This is a genomic window from Okeania sp. SIO2C9 (genome assembly GCF_010672455.1).
In the GTDB taxonomy this organism is placed as follows: Bacteria; Cyanobacteriota; Cyanobacteriia; order Cyanobacteriales; family Microcoleaceae; genus Okeania.
In genome coordinates, this window is the sequence record NZ_JAAHGO010000029.1 from 14,268 (window position 1) to 40,790 (window position 26,523).

The following is a 26,523-nucleotide window of genomic DNA, read 5'->3' on the forward strand; positions in this document are numbered from 1 at the left end:
ATTAGTCTTGGTTCGGCTTTTTCGGGAGAAAAAATGTACTTTTCCATACATTTATTTTGACTACTTCAGTAGTTTTACTTGGCTAAATTGATTTTTTCTCCTTTCTCCCCTGCTCCCTGCTCCCCTACTCCCCACAACGGTTTCAAGACTTATGGGTAAGGGATAGCTTTTTAAGGGGGATTTAGGGCGATCATAGGGGAACCACTGAAAGGGAGATTTCTTCAAAGTCCCCCTTTTTAAGGGGGATTTAGGGGGATCATAAATTTACCTCACACCTTTTGAAAACCGCTATATCTTCGCATATTAGCAAGCAGGAAAACCCCAATCATTTTTTTCTCCGTACCTACTAATATCATGTCCGGATAAGAGCGCGATAGAACACCGCTCCGCGACTAAAAAACTTTCTCCTTCTTCCTTCTTCCCTCTTCCTTCTTCCTTCCCTACTGACTCCTCTAAATTAAGAAACCTTAAACCTCTCTAAATTTCCAGTAGGAATAGAGGCAATAAGTTGTCGCGTATACTCTCGTTGCGGTTGATTATAAACTTGTTCAGCAAGGCCAATTTCTTCAACTTTACCTTGATTCATTACCATAATTCGATCGCTCATAAATTTGACTACACTCAAATCATGGGAAATAAATATGTAAGTTAAACCAAACTCATCTTGCAACTCTTTAAACAAATTCAACACTTGCGCTTGCACCGATACATCTAAAGCTGAAACAGACTCATCACAAATAATCAATTTAGGATTTAAAGCTAAAGCACGAGCAATACAAATTCGTTGACGTTGACCACCAGAAAAAGCATAAGGATAACGATTTAATGAATCAACAGTTAATCCTACCCTTTCTAATAAATGTGCTGCGCGATCGCGTCTAATTTTGGAATTATTACCTACCCGATGAATTAACATTGGTTCCATTACTGCATCGCCAACAGTGAAACGAGGGTCAAGAGAACTAAAGGGGTCTTGAAAAATAATTTGCAGATCCCGTCGCAACCTCCCCATCAATTTCTTAATTCCCGACTTACCTCTATGGGAGTTTGTAATTTCTTGACCCTCAAAAAATACCTGCCCACTTGTAATCGGAATCAATTGTAATATTGCTCTAGCTAAGGTACTTTTACCACAACCAGATTCTCCCACTAAACCCAAAGTTTCACCAGGAGCAACACTAAAAGAAACGTCATTAACTGCCATATATAAACGTTTAGTTTGACCAAACATTCCTTTTACTGGGAACCCTACTCGCAAATTATTAACTTGTAAAATTGGATTTTCCGTTGTTTGCGGAGCAGTTTGTTTTAGCAAATTTACATTTTGTTGTTTTGCTGCTGCTGTCTTTTTTTCGCGAATTTCAATTTCGCCATTTGAGTTTGTTACCTCTTCCATAAAATCAGAAACAGTAGGCAAGCGCAAAATTTTTCCATGGAGGGGAGGACGACAAGCTAATAAACCTTTTGTGTAGGGATGTTGTGGTTGAGTAAATATTTGTCTGATATCGCCAGACTCAACTATTTTACCTTGATACATTACTGCTATAGTGTCCGCAACTTCAGCCATTACTCCTAAGTCGTGAGAGATAAATATGACTGACATTCCTCTGCGTTCTCCCAACTCCCGCAGTAATTCTAAAATTCTCGCTTGCACTGTGACATCTAAAGCTGTTGTAGGTTCATCTGCAATTAATAAAGTGGGATTACAAGAAATCGCCATTGCTATCATCACTCTTTGCAATTGACCGCCAGAAAGTTCGTGGGGATAACGGTCTAACATGGCCAGCTTTTTTTTGTTGACTTGTAGCATAATTTCGCGATCGCTTGTGCCACTACCTATTTGTGTTTGACTGACAAAAGGTTTACTAGAAGCATCTAATCTTTTTGCCTGATTTTGAGTCGCACCGCTTCTTCCTTCATCCTCCTTCCTTCTTACTTCATCCTTCTTCCTTCTTCCTTCTTCTGTTATTTCTTCTATACATTTTTCTCGCAACACTTCATCATTGGGCAAAAGTTTTACTTCTTGAAGTAGAGATGCTGCTTGACGTCGTGCTTCTGCTGGTGAAACATTTTGATGAAATCTAATAGCTTCTGTTAACTGAAATCCAATAGTATAAACAGGGTTAAGAGAACTCATAGGTTCCTGAAAAATCATGGCTATTTTGCCACCCCGGTATTCTTGTTTTTGCTCTTCTGGTAACTGTAATAAATTTATTGGTTGAGAATTTTGTTCATTTTTAGCAGAATTATTGAACCAAATTTCACCGCTAATTTGACAAGATTTTGTTAGTAATAAACCCATAATTGCCAGAGATGTAACAGATTTTCCGGAGCCCGATTCCCCTACAATTCCTAGAGTTTGTCCTCGTTTGACTGCAAAAGATATACCATCAACAGCTTTTAGTAGTTTTTCTTCTGTTGTAAATTTAACTTTAAGTTCGCGAACATCTAGTACAATATTACTCATTATAAACTAAGTATTAATAATTAGGTTAATTTATATATAAGATTTTTTCAAATATTATATAACAAGACTATGATTTTGTCAATTTTTTAATAGTTACAATATTATCTAGTTTTTAATTTGCCCAGTTAGAGACTCTACTAACAAGTATTTGGATCTAGAAAATTATTAAGGTAAAATAGTTACCAACTATGACTTAGTAGATAATAATTACCTACTAGATAATAAATAACGTGAAAAAATCATCTTTTTTTAGATAATTTTACTGAAATATTTCAATGAATTTAGTTAAAGTAAATTACTAATTTAAGTGTATATACTTAAAATTATGGATAACAATAAATTTAAAGAATTTTTGGGTGATATCTTAGTAGTGGACGACCAACCTAATAATCTCCGAATTTTAGCTAAAATACTCTCTAAAAAAGGGTATCAAGTAAGGGAAGCCACCAATGGAGAAATGGCATTAATAGCTATCCAATCACAAGTGCCAGATTTAATTTTATTAGATATTATGATGCCGGAAATAGATGGTTATAAAGTTTGTCAACACTTAAAAGCAAACCCTAAAACGAAAGATATTTCTATCATATTTGTTAGCTCTCTCAACGGTTCTGTAGATAAAGTAAAAGGATTTTGCATGGGAGGAGTAGATTATATTACTAAACCACTAAAAATAGAAGAATTATTGGCTCGTGTAGAAAATCAAATGATGATGACTCAACAAAAACAAAAATTGAAACAAGAAAATACTAAACTCAAACAAGAGATTTCAGAACATCAACAAACCGAGGAGGAATTACAATTATTACACAGAGCAATTGATGCTTGTCAAAATGGGATAATGATTACTGACTCTACTCAAACAGATAATCCAATTGTTTATGTCAATCAAGGCTTTGAAACACTGACTGGTTATTCAAAAGCAGAAGTAATGGGAAAAAACCCGAGATTTTTACACAAAAACCACCCAAATCAAACTGCTCTGATAGAAGTCTCCACAGCTCTGCAAGAACAAAGAAAATGTAATGTAATCTTAAAAAATACTCGTAAGAATAGCACAATATGGTGGAATCAACTATCTATTTCTCCAGTACCAGACGCTACTGGAATATTAACTCACTATATAGGCGTGCAAACTGATATAACTCAACGCCAAGAAATAGAGTTAGCGCTGCGATTATCTGAAGAAAAATTTGCCAAAGCATTTAGTACTAATCCAGCTCCAATGATGATTTGTACCCTCAGAGAAGGGCAGTTACTGGATGTAAATAATAGTTTTTGTAGCTTAAGTGGCTATAACAGAGAGGAATTACTTCGCCAAAGCACTATAGATTTAAGAATTTGGGTAGACTCAAAAGAACGCGGTCGCATTACTAAAATATTAACTTTAAAAGGAAAAGTAAAAAACCAAGAAGTTAATTTTCGCACCAAGTCAGGGAAAATTGTAACGACTCTCCTATCCGCAGAAGTTATTTACATAGATCGAGAAGCTTGTGTAGTAGGAGTAGGGAAAGATATCACAGATCGTAAACAGATGGAAACAGCTATGTCAAGAGCTAATCAAGAGCTGGAGCGCCTTGCTACTATAGATAGTTTAACCGCAGTAGCAAATCGTCGTGAATTCGATCAATATTTGCGTCAACAGTGGCAAATATTGAAACGGGAACAGTTGCCCCTAACTATAATTATGTGCGATATAGATTATTTTAAAAGCTATAACGATACTTATGGCCATCAAACAGGAGACTATTGTTTAAGGCAAATTGCTCAAGCTATTAAGCTCTCGGTGAAACGTCCTGCTGATTTAGTGGCGCGTTATGGGGGCGAAGAATTTGCCATAATTTTACCTAATACCACAACTGAAGGGGGTATTCATGTAGCAGAAAGAATTCAGCAGCAAGTAAGACTATTAGAAATAGTACATCATTCATCTGATGTAAGTAGATATGTAACTGTCAGTATGGGGGTTGCTGGCATAGTTCCTAATCAACAATTGTCTCGTGAAGTTTTAATTGTTGCTGCCGATCGGGGGCTTTATAAAGCGAAAAAACAAGGAAAAAACATGATTGTGAGGAATGACATATTATACTAAATTCGATTTATAGAGTATCCTTTTATGTCGATGGGGAGACAGGGTATAGAGGCAGCGGCTTTGTCACTCTTCGGGTCTCCTCGTCATATCCAATCGACCAACAGAGCGGTCAGATCCCGCGTCCACCTCAGACGCAAGCAGTCGGAACCCAGCGAGGTCTCCTAGCCATGGGAATGCTGACCAAGAGAGGGAATGCGCACCAAGCAGGTTGAAAAATACTCCCCATCTTCCTAACTTTCCATCTCTTTTTAAATATATCTCAAATGGGTTCTATAAGTAGAATTCCCAATTGGCCTACAGCTATTATACCATTTCTCAAAAAGAATGCTATATATGATTGGGTGGGGAAGTGTGGGAAGTGTGGGAGGTGTGGGGAGAGGTAGGGACGTTGCATAAGGGCGTCCGTACGAAAAATCTATACTAACCGACTAATAATTGTCAAAAACAGACTTTTAATCTTAGTAACTATTGAGGTGTTGAAGTATAGCTGAAGTATAGCATTACTTTTGGTAATTGGTATTACATATCCCAGAGCTTTGGGTCATCAAATTTATTGATTTTCAGTATTGAGCATAATAATTAGTAAAATATTTTACTAACTTATTTTAAGTATTTAAGCAGGAGAATGAAAAACTAAATATTGAAAATATACCTATTGAATAAAATATCTAGCTCCTAAAAATTACAAATTCTTGGATAAAACACAGATGATGTGCTGTATTATAAATAACTTTAATTTTTCCACTTTCATTAGATACTCTTAAGTAATTAGGAACTTTATCGGACTAAAATAATTCGTAAGTATTTAGATAGTTTAATTTTTATTCGTTATCACAGATTATGAAGATTAAAGCTTTATTTCGTACTGTTCAACTATATCCCCATAGACTAATATCCCAATCTTTATCAGCAGTAACTCTATCTATATTAGGCTTAATGATGGGTGTAATACCTACTAGGTTATCTAACTCATTATTTCCTGTATTTGATAGAGCTGTCTACGCTCAGGAATCTTTTACAGATACAGAAGAAGAACAAGAAGCAAACTTTACAGATGAAGAAATAACTAAATATAGCAAAGCAGTTTTACAAATTGAAGACTTAAGAATAGGAGTTTATCAAGAAATTCAAAATGAATTTCAAAAACAAAGTCCCGGAGACTCTATTCCTCCAATTATTTGCAATGAGAAAAAAACTGTTAACGATCTACCACGAAATATTAAAGTAATTGCCGTGAATTACTGCAATCAAGCTAAAAAAATTATTGATAGTAATGATATGACCGTTACTCTGTTTAATCAGATTACAATGGCTCAAAAGATTAATCAAACCTTACGAGAAAGAATTCAAACTGAATTGCTCCGTCTTCAACAAGAGCGAACAAGTAGTCAATAAACCCATGACTGACAATGGTAATTTTAACCCAACGTTTAGCTGCTGACCAAAATGCAGTAGTTTGTTTGACCTTACCTCTGACTGCAGTACAACGGACCAGGAGTCGCTATCGTTTTGATACAGAGACTGGGGAAATTTTACATCTGCGTTTGTCTAGAGGAACAGTGCTGCGCGATCGCGACTTACTGGCCAATGAGACAGGTGAGTTTATAGTCAGAATAATTGCTAAACCAGAACCCATCCTGATAATAACAGGGAAAACTCCCTTAGATTTACTCAGGGCAACCTATCATTTAGGTAATAGACATATACCAATAGAAATTACTCCTACCAATTTAAAGTTATCTCCAGACCCAGTGTTAAAAGCTATGCTGGAACAATTAGGTATGGAAATTATAGAAGAAATCTCTCCATTTCAACCAGAAATAGGAGCTTATGGTCATGGTCATTAGAGGTGGGGAGAGTGGGGAGTGTGGGAAGGGTGGGGAGATGGTGAGATCGAGAAAGATATGATAATGGCGCTCAGAAGGAACATTTTTTTATATCGAATTAGGTGGATTTGATATTAGCAGGAAACAATTATCAGTCTGTTTTATAAACCGCAAATAATGCACTATCAAAACCAGGGAGAAAATCAACTTTTATGTCTTTTACAGTTAGCAAGTCCGGCATTACCTGTAGGAGCTTACAGTTATTCAGAAGGTATTGAATTATTAGTAACTACAGGAAAAATTTCCGATTATGATAGTCTCAAAAATTGGTTGATAGATTCTCTCAAATTTGGAAGTATTCGATTAGAAGCAGCATTAATAGTTAGAGCTTATTTGGAAACGAATTCAGGAAATTTACCGCTTTTAAATAATTGGAATAATTGGGCAACTGCAGTCAAAGAGACAGAAGAATTGCGTCTGCAAAGTTTACAAATGGGTCGAACTTTGATTCGTTTATTTATGAATATTCAGCCAGATGTATCAACAGAATTAATGAGTTTTGTCCAAAAAAAGCTCGAAACAGAAACAGATTTTTGTAACTTTGCGATCGCTTATGGTCTAATTTCTGCTAGCTGGCAAATTGAGATTGAAACTGCAATTTTAGGTTATCTACATAGTTGGGCAACTAATCTAGTTAATGCTGGTGTCAAATTAATTCCTCTAGGTCAAACAGTAGGACAAAAGTTATTATGGGAATTGCAAAATCAAATCGTTTTGAGTGCCAAAGAAATCCTCAAATTAAAAGATGATGAGTTAAACAGTTGTAGTTGGGGATTATCTCTAGCAAGTATGGCTCACGAAGTTCAATATACTAGATTATTTAGAAGTTAGGTTATTTCAGTTATCAGTTATCAGTTATCAGTACCTCTGCAATAAGGAGGCTTGAAATCTGAAATATTCTCTTTTTTTATACTCTTAAAAGGGAAGGCTTTAGACCACGATTTTTCGGTAAACTATTGTTTGATAAGTTTACCTATTATAATTATAGCCGTCGAAAGAAAGGGCGTGGAAAGTTCAAAAGTTTAAAACTCAGACAAAGTAAGGCTTTTCCTTCTTCCTTCTTCCTTCTTTCTTGTTCCTTCTGCTATACCCATTAACAATTAGTAATTTATGAATGTTTTTCGGATTGGAATAGCTGGCCCAGTAGGCTCAGGTAAAACAGCTCTAGTTGATGCCTTATGTAAGTCAATGCGACAAGAATATAATATTGCAGTTGTCACCAATGATATTTATACCCAAGAAGATGCCCAATTTTTGGTGCGAAGCCAAGCATTAGATAGTTCTCGTATAATAGGAGTAGAAACAGGTGGTTGTCCTCATACAGCTATCAGGGAAGATGCTTCTATTAATCTCATTGCTATTGAGCAGTTAGAAAATAAATTTACCGATCTAGACTTAGTATTTGTCGAAAGTGGCGGTGATAACTTAGCAGCAACTTTTAGCCCCGAGCTAGTTGATTTAACAATCTATGTAATTGATGTAGCTGCCGGTGATAAAATTCCAAGAAAAGGAGGTCCAGGTATTACTAAATCCGATCTGCTTGTGATTAATAAAATTGACCTTGCTCCCCATGTAGGAGCAGACCTGAATATTATGGAAAAAGATACTAAAAATATGCGAGGCGATCGCCCTTTTGTCTTGACTAATCTCAAAACAAAAGTTGGTTTAGAAGCAGTTTTAAACTTTATCCACAAGTATCTAATTGTAGATTAACTCAATTTTCCTAACTCTATCAACTTAAAACATGAATAATAATATTTGGCAACGTTTAAAAAGTTTACCTTGGCGAGAACTATTTTTAGTAAGTTTCATTGCTATTTTGGCAGTTGTAGCAACAGAAGTATTATTAATCTTAAGCTTCACTTATTTTGTTGTTATCCTAAAACCATTGAGTATGCTATTTTCCTCTCCAATTTTTGGGGTATTAATACCTGTAGGAGCAGCAGTAGGAATGGGAGCTTTAGCAGTTTATTTATTAGAATTCTGGCAAAAGCAGTGGTTACTGAATAATTCTAGTCTTTGGACGCTAGTTTTATGTTTATTTATCGGATTATTATTCAAGTCTTTATTTCCTCTGCCTCCTGTATTAGTTAGTGCATCTAGAGCTTCATTAATAAGTCTAGCTATAGGAGTTTTCTGGAAAGGGCGACCTTATTGGCAACGTTAAAAAAAAATTGCGTTGCTGAAGCACGTGTATGATATTAGCCTTAATTACTTAGGAGTCAACCCACCCCTAACCCCTCCCAGGAGGGTAACTCAGGAGGACTGAGTCAGGAGAGAAGAAAGAAGAAGAAAGTTTTGTGGTTGCATAAGCGGAACGGAGTTCTATCGCGCTCTTATCGAGACATGATATCATACCTCAAATCACTAACGCAAAATTATGGAAATATAATCGATGAAAATACTTACAAATTGGGGTTTTACCAGAGATGGGTGGCGCAGTGGCAAACATGGCGAATATTTGGTATTAATTCAAGGCTTATTACTGGTAGGATTTATTTTTTTGCCTACATATCACCTACCAGGAATTAGTTTAGAATTGCCAAAATTAATATACTCTTGTTGGATCATAGCAGCGCTTTTTAGTGTCGCTGCATTAGTTTTTATTGTGAAAGGATTATTAGATTTAGGCAAAAATCTGACACCTTTGCCCTATCCAAGGGCAGATGGTGAGCTAGTGCAAACTGGAATTTATGGCATTGTCAGACATCCTTTGTATAGCGGTTTAATTTTCTTGACTCTCGGTTGGAGCATTTTTCAACTTAGTTTGTCTCATTTTGTAGGTGTTATTGTGATTTTTTTGTTTCTTGACCTGAAAGCAAGGCGAGAAGAAACTTGGTTAAGTGAAAAATATCCAGAATATTCAGATTATCAACAACGGGTGAAAAAATTAATTCCAAGGATTTATTAATTAGATATTAATTCACGATATTTGGCTCGAGGTCAATATATTTATTCGGAAGTAATGAGATAATAAAATCAGTATATTAGATAACAATTTATCAAAAATTTATGATTTCCATAACTATTTTTTAACGTAATTCTACTGAATATTCTGCTAAACTGTGAATAACAGTAATTTTTTGAGCTTCAATGATTTGATTTTTGGAATAACAAATTTTGGCGATAAAAGCTAGTTATTTTAAACAAATATCAACAGATTTCATCTAATCTTCACAATACTAGGATAAAAATTAAAGTAATTGTGAAAGTTTGCAAAATCAGGCCAAATTGACTATACAAGTAAATGAGATCAAAGTTAGACTGAAAATATATTGACAGAGTTAGTTTATATATCGGACGATCTAATTATGAGTTCTATTACAGGTATTTCACACCAAGCCGCGCAACCAAACCATCACTACCTAGATAAACTACTGCAACCAATTCGCGAATATCTCGATCGTGTAGAAATAAATAATCAAAAAATGGCACATTTGCTGTGTCAATTGATCCCGGCTCAATGTCCTTTTGAGAGAGACGTGAAACTATTCGGACATCTACTGTTTCATATTCCTGCAATGTGTAAATTGAATCCTTTGTATGACCAATTGATCGGCTTACGATTTCGTGCTTTAACTTTTCTAGCGGATGTTTGTGGAGAAGATATTACGAGTTATTGTTAAAATATAGCAATCTTATTCGAGTTGTGAGATATTGTAGATTTTTAGGGAACAGGGAACAGGAAACAGGAAACACCAAAGTAATAAAATTATCACATCTGATTCGGTGATTGCTATATATTTTTTGATTTTAAATACTTGCTTCTAACATTTTGTCTTAGAGTAGCTAAATGATATTTAGATTATACTACTAGTAGCTTAGTTTTTCTATGAAACTAAGCTCTTTATCATTGTCGGATGCGATCGCTTCAAGATAATTATATCATCAGTACTTACCGAAAAATTGTGGGTATGCGCCTCCCCTTTTAAGGAGATAATAAGCGGTCGTTTGCGCAGCATTCCGTAGGATGGGATGGCGAGGTCTCGGAGCCATATCCAATCGACTCCTGTGAAGAAAAATTTTCATCTCTTTGTCAATCCTCTTCTTTTCAAGGAGAGGTAATTATTCATTATTCATTATTCATTATTCATTATTCATTGTTGAAGCATAACTAACACTTATTGTAGGGGTTAACAGCTGTTAACCCCTACAAATGCTGTATAATTTCGTCTTTTGCACAATTCCCGATCGTGTCTAGTCAAGTTATCAGAATAAAAAATCTAGGACTTCAGCAAATATGCTACACACAAACATGATAAAATGTAATATGCAAATTTTTTTCCTTCCTACTTCTGTCTTCCATCTTTAACTAATGGCAAAATCCCTAAAACCTGACGCATTTTTCCAAACACCAGGAGTCATTCTTGATGTTCGTAGTCCCGGCGAATATGCTCAAGGTCATATTCCTGGAGCTGTTAATTTTCCTCTATTTAATAATGATGAACGCGCCTTGGTGGGAACTTGCTATAAACAAAAAGGTAAAGATGAAGCAGTAGAATTAGGGTTAGCGATCGTCGGTCCGAAATTAGCTAATTTTGTTGCCCGTGCTAAGGTATTAGCTCCAGACCGTCAAGTTAGAATTCACTGTTGGCGAGGTGGAATGCGTAGCGCTTCAGTTGCTTGGTTACTGGAAACAGCAGGATTTAATGTTGCTCTACTTATTGGCGGTTATAAAGGGTTTCGACGTTGGGCGCTTTCTCTGTTTTCAGTTCCCCAAAAAATGATTATTCTGGGGGGAATGACTGGCAGTGGTAAAACTGAGATATTGTCTGCTCTGGGTTCTATGGGAGAACAAGTGTTAGACTTGGAAGCTCTTGCTAACCATCGGGGTAGTAGTTTTGGTGCTTTGGGGCAGTTGCCTCAACCCACTAATGAACAATTTTGGAATGCGATCGCAATGGAATGGGCAAAGTTCGACCGGAGTCAAGTTTTATGGGTTGAAGCGGAGAGTAAGCGTATTGGAATGTGTTGTATTCCCCAGGAAATTTTTGAGCAAATGGAAAGGGCGAAAGTTATTGAAATAAGTCGCAGTCGTCAGGAAAGAGTAGCATTTTTGGTGGAAATTTATGGAGAAGCGGATATTAATGATTTAATTGCTTCGACCGAACGCATTAGGAGGCGTTTAGGAGGTCTACGGACGCAACAAGCGATTAATTTTCTGAGGGAGGGAAATTTGGCAGCAGCTTCAGATTTAATTCTCCACTATTATGACAAAACCTATACTTATGATTTGGAAAAAAGAGGAGTTAGTATTCAGAAAGTAGATATTTCTGGTTTGTCGGCGGTTGATACTGCCGTTTTGGTGCGGGAAAAAAGTCAACAGATATAGTGGCGATCGCCAGATAGTATTGCCAGGAACAGGGAACAACTACGTTATTCTGTAGGGTGCGTTGTTACGCATCTATAGGTATATTAGGGTTTGCTGATTAATTTTCAAAGTATTGACTGCTATTGGCTTGAGCGTTTTTTTGTTGAAAAAAGTAACAGCTTTTCGGTGGCAAAAACTGCATAAAGCTAGTATTTTGGGATGATTATGACAGGAAAATTTAGGGACAATTTTTACTTCTACCTCCTCTAAATTCCCATTTCTCCTGTCTCCTGTCTCCTACCCCTAAGCCCTAGATTAGTTGCCTAATCTCAAATCCGATAGTCCTAAAATTGTGATATTAAATAATTTGTTTCTATTGCCCATAAGTCAAAGGCTGTAGGAAATAAGTATAGAGAATTTAGGTCAATGACTTCCGACACAACAGAATCTTGCCTGACAGTATGGTTTAAACCGATAGCGTGTACTACTTCGTGAGATACCACATACTGTTGTAAATATTGATTTTCAACATATAGCAATTCATCAGATAAGAAAATATCGCTGTTGATTGGACTATCTCCAGGGAAGTAAGCATAGCCAAGATAAGGAGTATTTGAATCTATACTAATTTTTATCTCTGCTGTATTGTAATCTACTTGTTGAAAGTCTAAATAGGTTCTGTTTTCTATGTAGTTGAAAGTATTATTAAATAAGGCTTGAACTTCTGGTGTAATACTACTGTCATAGCCATAAGTTGCATTTGGACTTAAAGCAAGTCCAGTGAGAATATCGTAATGGTACATAACTAATTTTAAAGAGTAGAAAAAAAGAAAGTAGTGATGCTACTTTTATTTACATCAAGCTAGTAATTTCTATAGTTAGAAATAGCATCCTACTCATTTAGGTGTTATTTGATGTCCAATTGAATACTTACAACCGGTATTTCACAGCTAAAGCTGGTAGCGATCGCTCAGTTCTCAGATTTGGAAAGGTTGAGTCTTACTGTAGCAACCCAACCTATAACCTAACAATTGACAAAGTGCAGTGAGCTATGACTAAAGCACTCTACCAGTTATCTTTTAGGAGCGAGTAATGTGATACCTAACGCTGTAATCCCAGGTAGAAAAACCCAAACCTTTTTCACTCATTTTCCACTCTCGTGTTTCATTAGCTGGTCCTGTAGCAGAAATTTCTAATTCGGTAGAACCTAGTAAGTCGTCTTTATCAAGACTAGCGAGTATACCTATCCCTTTCGTAGCTACTTTAAGAATCGTTGCCGCAGTAGCTCCTTGTGGACCTGTCGCTGCTAAAGCACCTGAAACAGTATTAGTAATACTATTAACTGTATCAGCGTAACCATTATTCCAGTCTTTGGCAGCATCTTCGTCATAAGCTTGTAATCCGCCTTTGATACTTTCCCCTGATTGGATTTCTCCTTCAAATAAAAGGGTATCTTCTGGGCGAAAACTTTTTCTTTGCTTATCATTAATTTTGATAGGGTGCGTCAGGATTGGTTTTGTAATTCCCCCACCAACTAAAGAACCAACAAGATAAAAATCGTCAGCTCCGGTTACATCTTCAGTATCTGCACAATAAACGTCAATCAATTCCACTTTGAGTTTGACCATTTTTTCTCCTATGTATTTTGTGTGTGATCGCTCAGGAACATATTTGGTAGTTCCATTATTAAGACGATCTACGATGTCAATTTCTGAATTTTTTTGAGAAAAATCTGACTTTGGCTTTTCTATCTAATACAGGACTTACGCTGAAACCGGGTTTCTTTGCGGCAACTTTGTCGTTTGCACAACAATATCACGGCAATAAACCCGGTTTCTTGGTAGGGATTGCGTAAGTCCTGTAATAGATGTTTCCCAGAAGTAATTTCTGAATTTTCAGCCCACTGTTTTTGCTTGAGCGTAGTGATGCTACTTGTATTTACATCAAACTAATAATTTCTATAGTTAGAAATAGCATCCTGCTCGTTTAGGTGTTATTTGATGTCCCCTGAAATACTTACAACCTAGATTTCACAGGTCAAGTTTTTTGTTGCCAAAAAATGTTCAAGTAGTCGTACAAAATTAATTATACAGGACTGGCGCAGTAACTCCACCTGTAGGGAGTGTTGCAAGACAACCTTATAATAGGTATAACGCTGGAATTTGGCGTGAGTTATATTGATAAAAAACACACCTCAAAACATGGTGGCGATCGCTTAATTATCAGTTGGATAACATTTTTTCAACCATTGGTTTATATTTCTAGAACAGTCATTCAGGAAATCTTTGTCTGTCTCCGAGTCAACCCTCTGTTTCAAATTAGCAATGAAAAAGTAGAAAGGTATTTGAGCGAGTAGACCTTCACGTTGATAATAATGATAGACTTTTTCAAGACTATCCAAGAAAGAGGCTTGACCTTGTGGATCGTACATTATCACATTGTCGTCGATCGTTGTTACTGCGCCTTCTAAAGGTAAGCGGGCAGGTATATCTTGCTGCCATCCCTGAATGATATTTGTCAAATCACCCTCTCCTGAGTGACTGAGTAAGAAACTGATAAAGTTTGTTTGTGCGCCATGCCTCACCAAGGAGTAGGGTGACTCGAATGCTCGTCCTGATTGGGAATTAAATTTATCCTTCCGGTTCGATGGGCAGGCATCTATCATTCTTAAGGCAAGTATATCGAGATCGTGCCTTTCATCAACTGACGACAGCACCCTTTGCTTATTTCTGAAAAGGTCATGCAAATCGTAATCTCCAGTGAAGTAACGTGTCTGTTGATTTGGATCTACAGAATCAATCTGTTTTTTATCTGATTTGCCATTATCGTCCAGATACCAGAGACCTAAAAGGTAGGGTGGGTTTGCTTCGTCTTTCTTGTCTCTGTATCCTACTAACCCCTTGTAATTTTCTAAATCTATACTTGAAGGTGCTTTATATGTCCAATTTCTTCCTTTCTGTTTGATTGACTTATCCATGATGTCATGGCCTTTGCAGGGGTTGCCATTTTTGATCCTGTCTAAGCTGTCTTCACCAGCCGCTCTAAAGGATATATGACAGTTGTATTGTTGACAGAATTTGCGTACAACTGCTGAATGTTGTTCTAGCAAAAAGTTGTGGTCTTCAACACTTGCATCGTTAAGTCGAGCGATATTTGGAGTGGTTCCTCCATAAACTTCATCCATCATAGAAGGGATTTTTGTTTTCATTTCCTTGAATGTTATTCGTCTATCCACACTATTCACAACACAGTCTCCTATTGGTTATCTTTTTTCTAACTAGATGCTATGCAACCTAGTTTTCTGAATCAGTTTTGTTCAGTTCTATTTATAAGACGATTCTAGAGAGAAATTTCTGAATTTTTTTTGAAGGATTTGAGAATTAACTACACCCCAGAACTTTTTTATGGCTCAGACAACAGTTAAATAAACATCTCCAGAAAAGAGGGAGCAGGGAGCAAGGAGAGAGGATTGATAATTTCTGTAGGATAATTGATTTTATTTTTGATTCTTGGAGATATCTAATCAAACGATTACAGGAGTTTTCAGGTTTGTTCACCACGTTATCACAACCAAAAACAAGTAGGGACGTTCCATGGAACGTCCCTACTGCTGTTTACCTAAATGAAAACTGCTATAAACTTGTAAAAATAACACAATCCTCATTCCTGATACCATTGATCAACAGTAATGCTACAGTTGGAAATTGCGAGAATAACAAATATTATTTTCGATGTTGGTTACGCTGTCTTAAAGAGTTTCGAGGGATTGGTAAAATCATTTTGCTTGGATGAAAACAAACTTGGGAGAATTGATTCATACTAGAAATCGGACAAATCTAGACAATTCTCCCAACATTTATTTTGGAAGTAATTCTGTCGAATTTAGCTTCTAAACAATGCCACAAGTAGCAAAGCACATTGCCCTTGACAGCCCGGAAAATATCCGACACCCACAATCAACTTGCTCTGAAAATTTAACGGGATCGTTTAGATTCACATTAGAACCCCGCACAAAACTATATTTTTGTTGCAAATTGCCTTTACTGTCTCGAAACTTTACTAAGCTCATTTCAGGCTCTAGGATTTCTCTCCTGTTTACGGGTAAAGATTGGTTGGGAAGTTTCATAACTACTCCTTTTGTTGAGGATACTAATACAATATCAAAGGTTGTATTCATCGACAAAGTGACACTAAATCATTCCAGTATTTTTGGCGACGATTTATCTTAGTCTTGACTTTCAATTTAGTGGCGCTTTAGTAAAATAAAGCCAGACATCCTCCGCCACATTTCCCAATGCTCCGGCGTTTGTAATTGAGCCAGCAGCGATTTTGGCAAGACTTCCCGATGTAAGCGCTGACCTTCTTCCAGCAGCGATCGAAATTCAACGCTCTTCCAACCATATTGCCTAAAGAACTCAGTGCCTTCTTCAGGAGCGAATTGCAAAGTTGCTTCACCGGAATTAAGCGAACTATTTACGCTTTTCTGGAAATATCGCAACGCACTTGGCGAGGCAAGATCCGTTAACCACCACTGAAACTGCGGCTGTGCATACAAGTCAGTCGCCAGTGTAGCAACTTGTTCTACAGTCATATAAATCAGCAGCCCTTCCGTAAACACCAGTCCTCGTTTTGCTGCCATACCGACACTCTTAAAGAAAATATGGCGGGCAATAATGTCAGTAATATCTAAAGCAACTGATTGCAGAATACACCGCGACAGCAGACCAGCGAGTTTGTCAATTTTGTAAGCAAGGACAACATCCAGATCGCATTCGTACCACCGTAGGGAAGTCGGTAGAGGCAGTCGATAAGGTCTTGTATCGAAACCCGCTCCTAAACTCAGCACTGTATCAACGCTATTTTCTTCAACAGTCCGCAGAATCAACTCATCCATCACGCAAGTACGCACCGCACAGCCTGCTGCTCCTGCTTTTCCTCCTGGCATTGCCTCTACAAGCTTTTTGCCCCGCTCCCCAGCTAAAATTTGGGCGTAGGCATCCTGGAATAGAGAATCTGGACGCTCAGTTTCCAAGGCGCGATAGGTTGCTGTCAAGAAGGCTGTATCAGAAATAGATTCAACAGGTAAAGAAGTCAGATTCATTGTGCGGTTTTTAGTACGAGTTCATTCAGGGATTGACTAGGCATTCCGGGTTCTGCAACTTTTGTAGAAATGCTCGATGTTTGTTTTCTATACAACCACCGAGGAAGTTATTTAGTTGCAGTTTCCTATTGATATAGGATAAGATGGTTTTGATTAATGCTTTGGGGACTGGCTTGGTAGTTGTTTTGCATACCACCACCGAGCCAACCATAGGGCTACTGTTTGCTAGCAACCTAGACTAGGTTGCTTTGCTCAGAGTTAGATCAGAGAAGTGAGAATTGGAGCAGCAATTGGAGCTACATGCTTGGCAATATCCAGAGCTGTGTTATACCAAGCGCTGGCTTCAACACCATTTTGCTCTGAAATTGCACCCGGAGTTAGAGTTAGATTCCGTTCGACGGGTGTAGATTGTTTGGGCAGGTTCATAATTTTGCCTTTTTATCCTTAATGTTTTTAGAAGTTGTTCGGTAGTTGTTGACAACCACCGAACAAGGAATGTTGTTACCGCTGTTTAGCTAGGCTGATCTTAAATCCGCCTGCAACGGAAGTGTTATCAGAAACCGGGTTTGTGGGAGGTAGATGTTTACATTGTAGCATCTAAAACCAACCCGGTTTCTGGGTTTCTGGCAGTATTAGGTACTACCGGTGTTGTAAGAAACCGGGTTTTTGGGAGTTAGATGTTATAAATTGTGGCATCTAAAACTAACCCGGTTTCTGGGTTGCTGGCAGTATTAGATACTACCAGATTTGATATGTTTAGCTAGGCTGATTAGCGATCGCTGAATTACAGATGACTCACAACGTTAGCAGCAATAGGAAGTGCTGTCTTAATACCAGATATAATGTGATCGTACCAAGCACTGGCTTCAATACCACTTTGGTCAGAAATTGCAGCTGGAGCTAGACTCCTTTCCACAGGGGCAACTTGCTTAGGAAAGTTAATCATTTTAGGCGTAACTTGTTTGGAAATGTCCATTACTTTTCCTTGTTTTTTCTTGAGTGTTTACTTGTTTTGTGCATCCGGATACTTACCACTGGTAACGTGGTACGTGTCCGGCTTGGATTGGAACTTTCATCGTGGTTTCTCCTGTTTGAGTAATTTTTAATCGGTAATCACTGATTTCTAATAGGCAGCCATACACATATTCCTAGCCATACCTGTTAGCTTATAACAGTCATTAAAGTCAGAACTGCTGACACCTGAACTATCTAATAAGGGGGATGTATGGTTTAAATTCCGAAGTACGGGCTGAGATTGCTTAGGCAGATTATTCATCAGTATGGGCTGGGATTGCTTGGGCAGACTATTCATATCAATACTCCTCCTAATTTGGCAAATTTTTACAAGATTTTTAATAGACATCTCCAAAAATCAAAAATAAAATCAATTATTACCCAGAAATTATCAATTATTCCCCTCCCAGGAGGGGAGGGGCTAGGGGTGGGTTCCCTGTTCCCTGTTCCCTGTTCCCTGTTCCCTCTTTTCTGGAGATGTCTAATAAGATTATGCAGGATATTTTTAGTTAGACATAGACCAAGTACGCATCTGACCAATCGTGACAGGCATCAGATCGCTCACATCCACAGTAAATCGAAATATTTTTTTTGCCCGGCGATCGTTCTCTGGATCGAAAAACTTTAGTTTTACATCCCAACAATCTGAATCCATCCGACAGATTGGGCTTTTTTCTGTCTCAATGCTGGCGAGCTGCATTCCCTGACCAGTTGCCTCAGTTAGTGCTTGTGCTGCTTGGAATGCATTTGTCGCTGCGAAATTGAGGGCGCGCTCATTGGATGTTTGACCCAGATTCCGAAATTCGTAGTACATCCGATTGAGAAATTCCTTCAGAGAAGCTCGCGTAGCTTCCTCGTGCTGATTAGCTGTTTGTGGTGTAGCTGTTGGTGGTGTAGCTGTTTTTGCTGCCTCAACCGCCATTGATACCAATTGGTTAACATTCCACTCGTACATCCCGCGAACTTCTGGAACGATTACAGGAACAACTTGTCCGGAAAATAACCTGACGCTCTTACCTGTCAAGACCCCTGGAATTGAAACCCGGGAAACATATTCAGGATCGTCTTCTGGTTTTATCTGCCCCTTGAGAGCTGAAATCAAGTTGTGATAAGCTTGCTCGGTAAAAGCTCCACCAGGTTCAATTGCGTAAATGGGTGTTAGCTCTAGGTTTAACGTCCAAATCAGTGATTTTGCTTCGTAGGAATTTTGTTCGAGATAATCCACCATCTGGCTAAGAACGTATGGATTTGGCGGGAAAGGTGGCTCCCCTGCAACATAAGGCATTAGCTGTTTAAAGCTATCTCGACGAGCCTCTGTGCCAAAATCGTAACTAACTGTTCCCATCACATAAGCTAGGGATTTTGCACCGGCACCGTTACATCCACAGTCTTCAGAAGCTACCACACCACTAGGGGTGACAGCAGGTGTTGCTAGTTGGCTAGGCGTTACAGTCATTGTATTCTCCAAATTACTTACAGTTTCTGAGACAAGTTCAGATGTTATGACTTCTGCCACTATCTCGCCTGTATCTGCTAGCTGGTTGGCGGATGCCTCAAGATTGAGGTCAGTCGCCTCACTAGGTTGAATCATTTCTTGCTCTAATTTTTCCTCAGACAATTCTTTTGTTCCTCCTTGTGATATTAAGGCATAAGCCTCTGGAATATTTAGACTTCCGACCAAAAAGCGACGGCAATCTGAACCCGCTTCTGGGGTGCAAGGTGAAGCACTCTTAAGAATAGCCTCGCGGACGGCATTGGGGTCTGGCTTTTCACCCCGTTGTACCTGCACGCTCAGTAGCAGCGCCACAATTCCAGATACAATGGGAGTTGCAAAGCTGGTGCCGCTTTTGAGAGCAGTACCGCCCCCCGATGCCGCACCCAAGATGTTTTCACCAGGAGCGAGAATGCCTTGGGTTTGATATGTTTCCCCCCAATTACTGAAATCGAAGGGTAATCCCTGTGCATTCATTGCACCCACAGCTAGAACTGAAGGTAAGGCAGCTGGAACGTGAAGACACTGACACCCATCATTTCCTGCTGCAGCAACAATCATAACGTTACTGTCGTTGCAGAATTTGACCGCTTTCGCCAGCATTGGGTCTGCCTCTGTCGCTTGAGCAAGTTGACCCCCACTAATGTTAATTACATGGGCACCTGCTTCAACCGCTTGATTGATAGCGCGTGCCAGATCTAGCTGGGAAAGGGAACCTCTGCGATTATCGGAAAACACTGGCACAATGATTCCGCGACAGCTAGGAGCAATACCGGGAACGTTACTGCCATGCTGACCGAAGATGATGCTGGTAATGTGCGTTCCGTGACTCGACATCCGCCCAACTGTAGCGTTCTCGGAAATTGTGGTTTTAACTCTGGTGAGGTTAGCACCGTCAAAGCAGGGATGAGATTGGTCTACTGGACCGTCAAGAATGGCTACACAGATTTGGGAGTCGCCTTTGGTCTCAGACCACAGTTGTTTGAGTCCCGGTAATTCTGAAATATCAGTAACGTTTGTTTGTGTAGCTGCCATGCTTGAACCTCATAATTTTGTCAGTTGCCGAAAGTTTTCTGTCGGTCTTGGACCGGAGACAAGGTTGAATTTTTCTTTTTCCTGTCTTCTACTAATAAGACGATTTTGCTCTTCACTTTCTGAATTTTTCGAGTAGATTTTTTTCTTAACTCGATGCACACAAGGAAAAACATATCTTACACTTGCTAATAACTCAATTGGAATAGTTGATAATTGACTACATCAAGTCCCTACCAAGGTTGTAGTTTTGACTGTGTAGTTAACCGCTCTCAAAAGTGTTATGAGTGTAAGCCTCAAAATGTGCGACCTTAAAAAGAAAGGGACTTAGATAGAAAAATTTCCTGTCTTTTTTACCTTCCACTTATATGACGTTTCCCAGTAGTAATTTCTGAATTTTTAATCGACTATTTTGATAAAGTTTTCATTGAGATTATTGCTATAAGTCTTTCTATATCTATTTTTTAGCTTCCATATCAGCCTATAAGTTTTATTTGATAAAATTTTTCTCCTTAAAATCTCACTCAAAAAATTCAGAAATTGATAAGCATGATCGTCTTATTAGTAGAACAACAACATTCTGATTGACAAACTTGATTCGGAGGAAGTCCAAAAATGAAATCAGTAATTCGCATGGCTCTTGTTTTGCTACTGGTTATTGGTAGCTGGTCTGGTTTTTTCACCGATAATGCTCGGGCAGGTATGAACGACTACATTGCTCAGGCTTACCAAAGAACAGAGGCAGGCACAAACCCTAAAGAAAACAGCAATAAAAAGGAAGAAACAAACGCTAGTAATGGTAGTAATGTTAGTAACGTTAATGTTCGGGCAGGTATGAACAACTACATTGCTCAGGCTTACCAAAGAACAAACGCAGACACAAATGCTAAAGAAAACAGCAATAAAAAGAAATAAACAAAAGATAGTAATGGTAGTAACGTTAGTAATGTTGCTTTGCGTAACATTAATTCTATTCATGAATAATATAGAATCCGGTTATATAGTACATGTATATGTATGTGACCAGGAATGAGCAGGCATCAAAGCAATAGACTTCTTGCAGAAGTCAGGGAATAGGGAACAGGGAATGAAATTGTTGATTCCATATCTTGAATTGATTTCATTTTTTATTTTTGGAGAAGTCTAAAAGCAATTAGGCATTGGTAAATGATTGTATGATTTTTAATAGTCAGTAGTCAGTAGTTAAAACAGCTTTTTTCCTGACTGTCAATCTTGGTCTGATACAAATTTCATACCTGATTTTACCAATGCTGCGATTATTTTTAAATTCAAAAATTAATCGTTTTTTTTCCTTGCATTGACAAAATATTAACAACCTTGGGAGAATTGATTCATACTAGAGAACGCACAAATCTAGACAACTCTCCTATTAGCTATATGGAGAAAAAAATTATGAGTTTTAAGATTCTTTGTCTAGATGGTGGAGGTATCCGGGGAGTTTTATCAGCTAAACTTCTGCAAGAGGTTGAAACCACTGTCAAAGAAAAAAAAGGACAAGAATTACACGAATATTTCGACTTAATTTCTGGTACATCCACTGGCTCTATTCTGGCTGCGGGCGTTGTCTGTCAGATGAAAGCTAAAGACATGATTGACATCTACCTAGAAGAGGGAAAAAATATCTTTTTAGAGTCAGTACGTCAGCAGCGAAACTCTTTTCGACCTTCTACTATAATGCGAAAAATGATCGGGAGTTATGCCTTATATCCCCACGAACAGGGAGAGCAGGGTTTGGCTAAAATCTTGCAGAAAAAATTGATTCACCAGGAGTTGGGTTCTCCAAAGATTAGCGAGATAACGCGACCCCATATTCTGATTCCTGCTTATGACGTTTATTCCCGAAATACAACGTGGTTTACTAATAACCCCCCGAATTCAGGAGTATGGTATGACAATATCGAACTATGGAAAATCTGCACTGCCTCAGCTTCTGCTCCTACCTTTTTTCCCCCTTATGAACTACCCTATAACGAAGAGGAAAGTCTGCCTCATATTGATGGAGGAGTATCGGCCAATAATCCTGTTTTAGTGGCGATCGCTCATGCCTTATGGATTCAAAAAAACAATGGATTAAAATTGAGCGATATTGCGGTACTTTCTATCGGTACTGGCAATACAACTTGTCCCTACAGTTATGAAGAAATCAAAGAGTGGGGATTACTGGGTTGGGTGCAGCACATACCGGACATTTTTCTGAATCCTTCTGCGAAAAATTCTGAAGATATCTGTAACCAAATTCTGGACAGTGTAGGGGGCGATATCCTCCGTTTGGATTTCGATCTTAATGACCGTTTAGCAAGGGAAAAACAGCCTGGTAGAGTCAGAAAGCTACTAGAAAAGCCTCATAACAGATATATTAGGGATAAAAGAAACCACTATCAAGAAATAAATGAAGATATCGACGATCCGGATAATTGTCAAGACCTGATCGATGCTGCTGAATGTTATCTTGACTGTGGGGATGTTTATTATGAGAAGCCAAGGGTTCCAGTGCGAGAGGCAATTCAAAAGTTTATCGGATCTCATTAAGCATTTAGATAGTTTTTTCTAAGGAATAAGAATTAAATAAAGTCCAAATTTTTTTTCAGAACTCAGACGTTATGGAAATTAGGCAATTTAACTTCTGTAGATAATAAAATTCTCGGTAGTGGTGCATTGTAATTTTTTCGGTAACGGTATAGCAAGCATTTCAGCCACCATTCACCATTACTATACAGGACTACCAAATTTTTTCTTTAAAATTTAACTCAAAAAATTCAGAAATTGACAAGTATAAACGTCTTATTAATAGAAACGAGAAAGGAACTCAATCAATCTCTGTTTTGAAATACTGAAAGTTAAGGACGGAAAAGTTTTTCCAGAAATACCCCTCTTTAAAATAAGTAATTTCTGCACATAGCGATCGTACTACCAAATACGACTCGCTGTTGCTTTTTGGGCATCAAATCACAATCACAAATTGACACGGAGAATAACATGGCTGATAACCTTCTTATTGTTTTTGGTGGAACAACACAATCAGAACCCCAAACTGTATTTACATTTCAAGACTTGTCAACTGCTTCAGTTGACGTCTTACAAATTAATCTACTCACGATAAATCCTAATGTTAGTTTTATTTCAATTAATAATAAAGACAAGGAATATCTGTCTAAACTAGATGGAAACTGGTTAGAAGGCACCCCGACTGGCACTTTGCGAAATTTACAAGTCAAATTACTATTGCAAGAAAACGATGTTTTAAAAGCACTTAAAACAAAAATTGAAAAAGTAAACTGGAGCCACGCCAACTACACTAAGGATTCAGATGCAAGAGGAATGCAGAAAGAAACTTTTTATAGTTTTTCACAAGTTTCACAACAACTCATTGTAGATTTTTTGGAATGGACAAAAAAACAAGGCAATGATTATAAAAATGTATTTATTTTGGCACATAGTCGAGGTTGTGCCTTGGCAATCCAGTCCCTATCAAAATCAAATGTAACAGAATTATCTGATAATTTATTAACACAAAAACTCAAACGTATCGTCTTGCTAGATCCAGTCTCAAAAAATGCTGATAATAATCTGAGTTGGTTTTCTAGCAAGGAAAGTGTAGATGAAAAAATTATTACTGCAAATGCGAAAATCGTCGAACTCCTAAGCAAAAAAAACAAGGAGATACACATTATTGTCAAGTCGGTGAAAAAAACGATTAACTATAAGTGTTATGCAGATCGTTTAGTTGGTACGAAACAAGGTTACTTGATTAACAATCCCGATTCTCCCGATCCTAAGATGGAAAATGTCTATGTGCATATTGCTGCTATGGCGCACGAGGGAATGCTGGGAAAAGATTTTCGCAATAACTTCAAAAACTACCGAAAAATAATATCCAATGACAATTGGAACGAAATTTTTTGGAATGATAAAATAGTAGATTTAACAAAAATGAAAAACTCAGATGCTTTAACCCAATACAGAGATAGCAAGAAGAGTGTAAGCAAAATAGTTAAAGAAGTATCCTCAAGCACCAATGATTATTTCAAGAATTTTAATGCATTTTCTAACAATGAAGCATTGTTGGATCGCCAAAGAGCTTTTGTACATTGTGTAGGCAAAAAAGTTGATATGCTTTCCTAAAGCTTGAGATAATTCTTGACATACTCCCGCCGTTGCCCTTACGGGACAACGCGGGATTCTTCAGTCTGGGAAACCCTGACCGCTGTTTAGACAGAGGTGATGTCCTCCCCCTGTGTTGTGCCTTATAATAACAAAATGTACCTAGCTTGTCAAGGGCATATGAACGTTTAGCTTATGAAGGTATCCGAATCTTGGCCCTGGCTTTCCCATACGACGCTCCCCTGCGGGAGAGCGCGGGACTTCCCGCCAGGGAAGTTAAAAGCTGATCGCCCCAACATATCCAGAACAAAAGGGGGCGATCGCTCCTTTTTTTTGTATTTTTTTATTCAGAAGCTTCCCAGAAGTAATTTCTGAATTTTTGGACTGCTGTTTTTACTCCAGCAACAAAAGGGGGCGATCGCTCCTTTTTTTTGTATTCCTTCATTCAGTCCCATCCATCAACCTAGAAAAAACTACCGCTAACAGATACATCACCACATTTTGGACTTCCATGGGTTCGTTTTCGTCCCAAAAATTAAATTATCAATGAAATATTAAGTTTTTTAAAATAACTACTATTAGCAGCTAATTAGAGCTTATTCTAATTTTTAGTTCTATATGACAGTCGAATAGTGTATAATGATGGATAGCAATAGAAAAACAAGGTCTGAAAAAATATCTGTCACTATATCCGCAGGAACCTATAGGCAGCTAGAGGAAAGAGCTTTACAAGAAGAACGAACTTTGGTTAGCCTGGCCTTGTTTTACATAGAGAGTGGATTAGCTAGGAGCAGAGAATATGATATTCTGCATGAATTAAGTTTTGACTATAAAAAGGCTTTAGCAGAACAACAAGCAAGAATAAAAGCTCTTGAAGCCAAAATTGATAACTCTGATCCTCCTTTGGACAATTTTGTCAGAAAGGCAATCATTAAATCAATTTCAGGTCAAGCCTTAAATAATGTAGATATCAGCCTTATATGCGAGTACCTTGATTACGATCAGGAATTACTACCCGATCGAATCTATGCAGATAACGTCCTAGAGAAGAATACAGATGATGAAGAAAAACAAAGGCAATCAGAGTCTATTCCTTGATGGATGGACTGAAGCCGTATTTGAACAGGGCATCGTCTTCATTGCTCCTATTTACTATAGAAAAGAAGACGTGATTGTCATCTACAATCAATATCAAGGTTGGTTTAATTTAGTGGCTACTAAGTGGGGTGAGGTTCGCCTCATCTGGAATGGAGCAAGACGAGGTATCAGAATTATAGGGAAAAAAATAATGCTCAAAGAACTAGGTAAAAGTCTGATTGATATTTACGGCGAGGTTAACCCGCAATTTATCACTGATATGAATACTAACGAGGTGATTTGGATGAATCAAGCCGCCATTATTGCTAATAGTAACCAACCAATGAATAAGATTGTTGGTCAACAAGCTAAGGATTTATGGCAACCTGGTGAATTGAATAAAATGCTTGATTTCTTGGATAATGATCTTTATCTTCCTCAATTTGAGGTTAAAGGTTATAGACTTCTTCCCGATGGAGAAAAGGAAAAATATACTACGTTGAACGAGTACAGAATTATCAATGCTTTTGGCAAAAGATGTCGATGGTCTAAAGTTAATGTTTAGACATTTTAGTCTTATTAATGTTGCTTGAGGATCTGGAACCTCAGAAGGTACTCAGTTACTTAGGGGAATACAGTCAAAATAAGTGGACATCGCATATCTGTGAAAATTTGAAAACTAACCAGCAGATTTACAGAGTGTGGAATGCTCAATCGTATGATACAGAATGGTAAGTCGGAAAGCTGGAAAGTCGAATTATAGTTGATTTATCCAGTAATACCAGAAATAAAAAAAGAAGACTACAAAAAGGTGCATCTACATCAGAGATATTTAAAAAAAGCTTCTCCAATTCATTTTATAAAGCGATATCTACAGGACTTACGCAGAGACTCTACATATAGCAATAGCGCCATTCGGATCTTTGCGG

At 37.8% G+C, this 26,523-nt stretch carries 21 protein-coding genes; 14 read left to right on the forward strand and 7 right to left on the reverse strand.

Going from position 1 to position 26,523, the window contains the following annotated elements:
- Positions 1–457 precede the first annotated feature (457 nt).
- Positions 458–2,467, reverse strand: coding sequence for an ABC transporter ATP-binding protein (locus F6K23_RS21565; RefSeq protein WP_293159643.1), 2,010 nt, complete (start codon positions 2,465–2,467; stop codon positions 458–460).
- 325 nt (positions 2,468–2,792) lie between these two features.
- On the opposite strand from F6K23_RS21565, the gene F6K23_RS21570 reads away from it, so the two are divergent.
- From F6K23_RS21570 to mnmH, 9 genes are all read left to right on the forward strand, one after another.
- Complete coding sequence (locus tag F6K23_RS21570) at positions 2,793–4,559, forward strand: diguanylate cyclase (protein WP_293159645.1); 1,767 nt, start codon at positions 2,793–2,795, stop codon at positions 4,557–4,559.
- Between the two features lie 840 nt (positions 4,560–5,399).
- Positions 5,400–5,954 carry a DUF4168 domain-containing protein gene (locus F6K23_RS21575; protein ID WP_293159646.1) on the forward strand — a complete coding sequence of 185 codons (555 nt, stop codon included), beginning with the start codon at positions 5,400–5,402 and terminating at the stop codon, positions 5,952–5,954.
- Positions 5,955–5,968: 14 nt separating this feature from the next.
- A complete protein-coding gene (ureE, locus tag F6K23_RS21580) occupies positions 5,969–6,406 on the forward strand; it encodes an urease accessory protein UreE (protein ID WP_293159648.1) in 438 nt (145 codons plus the stop codon).
- A 156-nt stretch (positions 6,407–6,562) separates the two neighbouring features.
- Positions 6,563–7,276 (forward strand): urease accessory protein UreF, encoded by a 714-nt coding sequence (locus F6K23_RS21585; protein ID WP_293159650.1) that lies wholly within the window; start codon positions 6,563–6,565, stop codon positions 7,274–7,276.
- Between the two features lie 279 nt (positions 7,277–7,555).
- Positions 7,556–8,158: an urease accessory protein UreG gene (ureG, locus tag F6K23_RS21590; RefSeq protein ID WP_293159652.1), complete on the forward strand. Its 603-nt coding sequence runs from the start codon at positions 7,556–7,558 to the stop codon at positions 8,156–8,158.
- A 31-nt stretch (positions 8,159–8,189) separates the two neighbouring features.
- The gene (locus F6K23_RS21595) at positions 8,190–8,612 is read left to right on the forward strand and encodes a peptide chain release factor 1 (RefSeq protein WP_293159654.1); all 423 of its coding nucleotides are present in this window, start codon (positions 8,190–8,192) and stop codon (positions 8,610–8,612) included.
- Between the two features lie 228 nt (positions 8,613–8,840).
- Positions 8,841–9,356 (forward strand): isoprenylcysteine carboxylmethyltransferase family protein, encoded by a 516-nt coding sequence (locus F6K23_RS21600; protein ID WP_293159656.1) that lies wholly within the window; start codon positions 8,841–8,843, stop codon positions 9,354–9,356.
- Positions 9,357–9,756: 400 nt separating this feature from the next.
- Positions 9,757–10,071, forward strand: a complete 315-nt coding sequence (locus F6K23_RS21605) for a Mo-dependent nitrogenase C-terminal domain-containing protein (RefSeq protein WP_293159658.1) — start codon at positions 9,757–9,759, stop codon at positions 10,069–10,071.
- A 689-nt stretch (positions 10,072–10,760) separates the two neighbouring features.
- Positions 10,761–11,777: a tRNA 2-selenouridine(34) synthase MnmH gene (gene mnmH, locus F6K23_RS21610; RefSeq protein WP_293159660.1), complete on the forward strand. Its 1,017-nt coding sequence runs from the start codon at positions 10,761–10,763 to the stop codon at positions 11,775–11,777.
- 323 nt (positions 11,778–12,100) lie between these two features.
- On the opposite strand, the gene F6K23_RS21615 is transcribed toward mnmH, so the two are convergent.
- The 6 genes from F6K23_RS21615 to F6K23_RS21640 all read right to left on the reverse strand — a co-directional run bounded on the left by F6K23_RS21615 (position 12,101) and on the right by F6K23_RS21640 (position 20,398).
- Entirely contained in the window at positions 12,101–12,559 is a 459-nt protein-coding gene (locus tag F6K23_RS21615; RefSeq protein WP_293159662.1) for a matrixin family metalloprotease, read from the reverse strand.
- A gap of 276 nt (positions 12,560–12,835) precedes the next feature.
- On the reverse strand, positions 12,836–13,384 hold the full coding sequence (locus F6K23_RS21620; RefSeq protein ID WP_293159664.1) for a hypothetical protein: 549 nt from the start codon (positions 13,382–13,384) through the stop codon (positions 12,836–12,838).
- A 587-nt stretch (positions 13,385–13,971) separates the two neighbouring features.
- Positions 13,972–14,991, reverse strand: a complete 1,020-nt coding sequence (locus F6K23_RS21625) for a hypothetical protein (RefSeq protein WP_293159667.1) — start codon at positions 14,989–14,991, stop codon at positions 13,972–13,974.
- Between the two features lie 1,008 nt (positions 14,992–15,999).
- Positions 16,000–16,857 carry an SAM-dependent methyltransferase gene (locus tag F6K23_RS21630; RefSeq protein ID WP_293159669.1) on the reverse strand — a complete coding sequence of 286 codons (858 nt, stop codon included), beginning with the start codon at positions 16,855–16,857 and terminating at the stop codon, positions 16,000–16,002.
- A 784-nt stretch (positions 16,858–17,641) separates the two neighbouring features.
- Positions 17,642–17,833: a hypothetical protein gene (locus F6K23_RS21635; protein WP_293159671.1), complete on the reverse strand. Its 192-nt coding sequence runs from the start codon at positions 17,831–17,833 to the stop codon at positions 17,642–17,644.
- 543 nt (positions 17,834–18,376) lie between these two features.
- Entirely contained in the window at positions 18,377–20,398 is a 2,022-nt protein-coding gene (locus F6K23_RS21640; RefSeq protein ID WP_293159673.1) for a PatA/PatG family cyanobactin maturation protease, read from the reverse strand.
- 612 nt (positions 20,399–21,010) lie between these two features.
- On the opposite strand from F6K23_RS21640, the gene F6K23_RS21645 reads away from it, so the two are divergent.
- The 5 genes from F6K23_RS21645 to F6K23_RS21665 all read left to right on the forward strand — a co-directional run bounded on the left by F6K23_RS21645 (position 21,011) and on the right by F6K23_RS21665 (position 26,159).
- The gene (locus F6K23_RS21645) at positions 21,011–21,310 is read left to right on the forward strand and encodes a hypothetical protein (RefSeq protein ID WP_293159676.1); all 300 of its coding nucleotides are present in this window, start codon (positions 21,011–21,013) and stop codon (positions 21,308–21,310) included.
- A gap of 498 nt (positions 21,311–21,808) precedes the next feature.
- Positions 21,809–22,945 carry a patatin-like phospholipase family protein gene (locus F6K23_RS21650; protein ID WP_293159679.1) on the forward strand — a complete coding sequence of 379 codons (1,137 nt, stop codon included), beginning with the start codon at positions 21,809–21,811 and terminating at the stop codon, positions 22,943–22,945.
- A gap of 447 nt (positions 22,946–23,392) precedes the next feature.
- Positions 23,393–24,538, forward strand: a complete 1,146-nt coding sequence (locus F6K23_RS21655) for a hypothetical protein (RefSeq protein WP_293159682.1) — start codon at positions 23,393–23,395, stop codon at positions 24,536–24,538.
- Between the two features lie 618 nt (positions 24,539–25,156).
- A complete protein-coding gene (locus tag F6K23_RS21660) occupies positions 25,157–25,615 on the forward strand; it encodes a hypothetical protein (RefSeq protein ID WP_293159684.1) in 459 nt (152 codons plus the stop codon).
- On the forward strand, positions 25,575–26,159 hold the full coding sequence (locus F6K23_RS21665; protein WP_293159686.1) for a hypothetical protein: 585 nt from the start codon (positions 25,575–25,577) through the stop codon (positions 26,157–26,159). Before F6K23_RS21660 ends, F6K23_RS21665 begins: the two co-directional genes overlap by 41 nt.
- The last annotated feature ends 364 nt before the right edge of the window (positions 26,160–26,523 follow it).